Source organism: Stenotrophomonas sp. A3_2, assembly GCF_036624925.1.
GTDB lineage: Bacteria > Pseudomonadota > Gammaproteobacteria > Xanthomonadales > Xanthomonadaceae > Stenotrophomonas > Stenotrophomonas hibiscicola.
In genome coordinates, this window is record NZ_JAZKVY010000026.1 from 1 (window position 1) to 4,813 (window position 4,813).

The 4,813-nt window shown below is 68.0% G+C and carries 3 protein-coding genes; 2 read left to right on the plus strand and 1 reads right to left on the minus strand.

The genetic code is table 11. The features are described from left to right. Window positions 1-212: 212 nt before the first annotated feature. Entirely contained in the window at window positions 213-3,062 is a 2,850-nt protein-coding gene (locus R5H29_RS00105; RefSeq protein ID WP_332328533.1) for a pitrilysin family protein, read from the minus strand. Between the two features lie 415 nt (window positions 3,063-3,477). Between R5H29_RS00105 and R5H29_RS00110 the strand changes: the two genes are divergently transcribed. Together R5H29_RS00110 and R5H29_RS00115 are read left to right on the plus strand one after the other, a co-directional pair. Then, window positions 3,478-3,954 (plus strand): hypothetical protein, encoded by a 477-nt coding sequence (locus R5H29_RS00110; RefSeq protein ID WP_014035556.1) that lies wholly within the window; start codon window positions 3,478-3,480, stop codon window positions 3,952-3,954. Window positions 3,955-4,023: 69 nt separating this feature from the next. After that, window positions 4,024-4,503, plus strand: a complete 480-nt coding sequence (locus tag R5H29_RS00115) for a tRNA (cytidine(34)-2'-O)-methyltransferase (RefSeq protein WP_332328534.1) — start codon at window positions 4,024-4,026, stop codon at window positions 4,501-4,503. Window positions 4,504-4,813: the final 310 nt, after the last annotated feature.

Below are 4,813 nucleotides of genomic sequence, written 5' to 3' on the forward strand. Positions count from 1 at the left end.
ATGCCGAAGGCAACCCGGTCAAGAAATAAGGGATGTGCCTGCCCGCCACGGCGGGCAGGTCTCCCGTGGTAGCGGCCGGGGGGGGCGCGCGGGGGGCGGGGCGGGCGGGGGGGGCCGCCCCCGGGGGGTCGGGGGGCCCCCCCCCACCGGGGCGGGGCGGGCCCCGCCGCTACCACGGGAGACCTGCCCGCCGTGGCGGGCAGGCACATCCCTTATTTCTTGACCGGGTTGCCTTCGGCATCGATTACGGTCACCTCGCCCAGGTTCAGCGCACGCACGGCCGCTTCGGTCTGCTTGAGATCACCCACCACCACCCAGGTCAGCGCCTGCGGCTTGATCTCGGCGGCGGCCTGCTGCACCTGCGCCGGGGTCATCGCCTCGATCTCGGCCTTGCGACGCAGCACGTAGTCGTCTGGGCGCTTGAACTGCACGATCGAGCCGATGGTCGAGGCTACCGCGCTGGCGGTCTCGTAGGCACCGGGCAGGCTCAGGGTCTGGATATTGCGGATGCGGTTGACCTCGGCGGCGGTGGCCGGCTTGCTGCCATCGGCGAACGCGGCGATTTCCTTGCGCATTTCCGCCAGTGCCGGGCCGGTCTTGTCGATCTGCACCGGCGCGCTGGCCATCCACGGGCGCTGGCCCACCGAATTGACCGCGCTGCTGCGCGCACCGTACGACCAGTGCTTGTCTTCACGCAGGTTCATGTTCAGGCGCGAGGTGAAGTCGCCGCCGATCACACCGTTGGCGATGTCGAAGCGGGTCGAGCTGGTGGCGCTGGAAGGTGCCACCACCTGGCCGGCGAACAGGTTGGCCTGCACCGCGCCCGGCTGGTCGATCAGGAACACGCGCGGGCCCTTCGGCAGCGCCACGTCGGTGGCCGCCTTCACCTGCGGGGCATCGCCGGCAGCCTTCCAGTCGCCCAGCTGCTTGTCCAGCAGCGGCACGATCTCGGCCAGGGTGGTGTCGCCGACCACGATCAGGGTGCCGTTCTGCGGGCGCAGCCAGTCGTGATGGAAGTCGACCAGGTCCTCGCGGGTCAGGCCGTTGATCGCCGCCTCGTCGCCGCTGCCGGTGAACGGAATGGCATACGGGTGGCCCTTGCCGTACAGCAGCGGGGGCAGCACGCGCATCGCCACCGCACCCGGGTTGACCTTCTCCTGCTGGATGCCCGCGATCCAGCTCGCCTTGACCCGGTCGATCTCGCCCTGCTCGAAGCGCGGTTCGCGCAGCAGGTCGCGGTACAGCGCCAGCGACGGCACCAGGTTTTCCTTCAGCGCCGACAGGTCCACGCTCATCGAGTCCAGGCCGGCCGAGGCATCCAGGCTGGCGCCCAGCGCATCCGCCGCATCGGCGAAGGCCAGCGAGCCGAGCTTGCCGGCACCTTCGGTCATCAGGCTCATGGTGAAGTTGGCGGTGCCCGGTTTGCGGCCCTGGTCGGCACTGAAGCCGCCCGGGAACTGGTAGCTGAACTGCACCACCGGAATCTCATGGCGCTCGGCCAGGATCACCTGGGTACCGTTCTTCAGTGTCGCGCGCTGCAGCGCCGGGAACTTCAACTGCGGGAACTCGCGGGTCTGCGGCACGCCGGCCTTGCGGTCGACCTGCTCCGGCAGCGTGCTGTACTTCGGGTCCACCGCTGGCACGGTGAACGGCTTCGGCGCCTGGCTCGGATCTTCCTTCAGCGCCACGCGCTCACCCGGTGCGATCACCAGGGTGTGGCTGCCCGTGTCCAGCCACTGTGCGCCGAGCCGGCTCAGATCGGCGGGACTGGCCTTCTCGATGTTGGCCAGCGAGGTGCGGAAGCAGCCCGGGTCGCCGGTGAACACCGCACATTCTGCAAGGGCGTCGGCCTTGCCGCCGAAGCCACCGATGCGCTCGATGCCGCGGATGAAGCCGGCGCGGGCGCCGGTCTTGGCGCGCTCCAGTTCCGCGGCGGTCGGGCCCTGCTTGATCAGCCGGTCCAACTCCTCGTCGATGATCTTCTCGACCTTGGCCGGGTCCTGGCCCTGCTTGACCGTGGCCATGATCACGAAGTTGGAGCCCAGCTGCGAGGTAGAGAGTCCGGCTGCAATGCTGTCCACCAGCTTGTCCTGGTGCTGCAGGCGCTGGCTCAGGCGCGAGGACTTGGCACCGCCCAGCACCTGCGCGAACAGCTGCAGCTGATCGACCTCGGTGGTGCCGACCTGCGGCACGTTCCAGGCGCGGTAGATACGCGCCTGCGGCACCTTGTCGGTCATCGTCTCGCGCGTATCGGCGCTGCGCTTGGCCACGTTCACCGCCGGCTGCGCCATGGTCGGGCCGGCCGGGATGCTGCCGAAGTACCTGGAGACCTTTTCCTTGGCGGTGGCCAGGTCGATGTCGCCGGCCAGTACCAGCACCGCGTTGTTCGGGCCGTACCAGGTGCGGAACCAGGTCTTCACGTCGTCCAGCGACGCCGCGTTCAGATCGTTCATCGAACCGATCACGCCGTGGTGGTACGGGTGGCCCACCGGATACAGCGCCTTGTTGAGCTGGTCCCAGGCCTGGCCGTAGGGCTGGTTCTCGCCTTGGCGCTTCTCGTTCTGCACCACGCCACGCTGCTCGTCCAGCGCCGCCTGGTCGATCGCACCGACCAGATGGCCCATGCGGTCCGATTCCATCCACAGTGCCATGTCCAGCGCGGTGGTCGGCACGTTCTCGAAGTAATTGGTGCGGTCGGTGTTGGTGGTGCCGTTCTGGTTGGTTGCACCGACCTGCTTGAACGGCTCGAAGAATTCGCCGTCGTGGTTTTCGCTGCCCTGGAACATCAGGTGTTCGAACAGGTGCGCGAAGCCGGTACGGCCGGCCGGCTCGTCCTTGCTGCCCACGTGGTACCAGACGTTGACCGCAACGATCGGCGCCTTGCGATCGGTGTGCACGATCACGCGCAGGCCGTTGGGCAGGGTGAACTGCTCGTACGGGATATCGACCTTGGCCGGTGCGGCCGGCTTGGCCGCCAGCGCATGGGAAGGCACAAGCGTGCCCAGGGCGGTGCTGAGGGCGACAGCCAGCAGTGCAGCGCGCGGGCGAAGGGCGAGAGACATATCCGGATCCTTGGTCACGAAGGTGAACCCCGATCCTAGCCTGCGCGCACAGCGGCCGGAATCGGCCGGCAGTCACTGGGGGTGTTTGCCTCCTTGCCCCTCCACCCCTGCTTTGCGGCCCGGGAGGGGCGGTCACAAGCGCCCGCAGGCAACGTCCGGACAGTGTCCGCGGCCCGAGGAATGGACAGGTGTCCGCCCACCGGACACTTCTCTACCCGAACAAACCCCTTCTAAATCAACAACTAAAAGTTGGCACGCGGATTGCTTGGTAGTTCCTGCGCCAGGAAGGGCTTCAGACGAAAGCTGACTGAAGACTGAACAAATGCAGGAAATCGGAAATTTTCCTTGCAAGCCCAGAATTGGTGTACTACCTTACTACCACACCACTGATCACCAACACTAAACAGGCCCCGTCATGAACGCCAAGACCATTGCCATCGCCATCGCCCTGATTGCCGGCACCGCGGTTGTTTCGTCGGTGCAGGCCTCCGAATCCATCAAGACGCTGTCCACCGTGCAGGTCCGCCCTGCCGCCGACCAGCTGGCCCAGCAGGCCTGGGAACAGGCCAGCGGCATCCCGACCCTGGCCACCGTGGAAGTGCGCCCGAGCGCCGACCAGCTGGCCGAGCGCAACGGCTACGTCGCCGCCCCGGTTGCGGCCGCGATGCCGATCACCACCCTGGCCTCGGTGGAAGTGCGCCCGAGCCTGGAACAGCGCGTCGCCCTGGCCGCCGAGCTGGAAGCCCAGCGCTACGCCGCGACCCTGGCTGCCGCCGCCACCAACGTCGCCAACTCGGTCATCGTCAACCTGCCGGCCCTGCAGGTGCGTCCGAGCGCCGCCGACCTGCAGGCCCTGGCCACCGAAACCGCCCAGGTCCTGCTGCGCCCGTAACCGGTGCCGCCCTGCCTCGCGCAGGGCGTGCGCCGTAAAGGCGGCCGCCGTCGCAGGTACACTGCGCCGATGAATGCCGCGCCCCAGTTCCACGTGATCCTGTTCCAACCGGAAATCCCGCCCAACACCGGCAATGTGATCCGGCTCTGTGCCAACACCGGCGCGCAGCTGCACCTGGTCGAGCCGCTTGGCTTCGCACTGGAAGACAAGCAGCTCAAGCGCGCCGGGCTGGACTACCACGAGTATTCACGCCTGCAGGTGCACCCCGACCTGGACACCGCGCTGGCGCGGATCGCACCGAATCGGTTGTTCGCACTCAGTACCCGCGCCAGCGTGCGCTACGACAGCGTGGCCTTTGAAGAGGGCGATGCCTTCCTGTTCGGGCCGGAAAGCCGTGGCCTGCCGCAGGACGTGCTCGATGCCCTGCCCGACGGCGGCCGCCTGCGCCTGCCGATGCGGCCGGGCAACCGCAGCCTCAATCTTTCCAACACCGTTGCGGTGGTGATGTACGAGGCGTGGCGGCAGCATGGGTTTGCCGGCGGCGCGTAGCGCCACGCGCCTCTCTTCTGCCTGATTGTTGCTGTGGCGGGCGCATGCGTTCATGGGCGTTACTTTTCTTTCCGCGCGGAAAGAAAAGTAACCAAAAGAAACGCGCCGCCATCCGCGAGCCGGTGCTGCGCACCGGTACCCGGGGCGCCGCGGCCCCCCCGGGGGCGGGGCGGGACTCGCTGGGGGGCCCCACCCCCCGCGCGTCGCCCCCCCCGGCCCCGGGGGGGGCGTGGTGCGCAGGGTACCGGTGCACAGCACCGGCTCGCGGATGGCGGCGCGTTTCTTTTGGTTACTTTTCTTTCCGCGCGGA

What these genes read in the sequence shown, in the direction of transcription:
- R5H29_RS00105 (WP_332328533.1), bottom strand. Translation starts at nt 3,062, where the DNA reads ATGTCTCTCGCCCTTCGCCCGCGCGCTGCACTGCTGGCTGTCGCCCTC.
- R5H29_RS00110 (WP_014035556.1), top strand. Translation starts at nt 3,478, where the DNA reads ATGAACGCCAAGACCATTGCCATCGCCATCGCCCTGATTGCCGGCACC.
- R5H29_RS00115 (WP_332328534.1), top strand. Translation starts at nt 4,024, where the DNA reads ATGAATGCCGCGCCCCAGTTCCACGTGATCCTGTTCCAACCGGAAATC.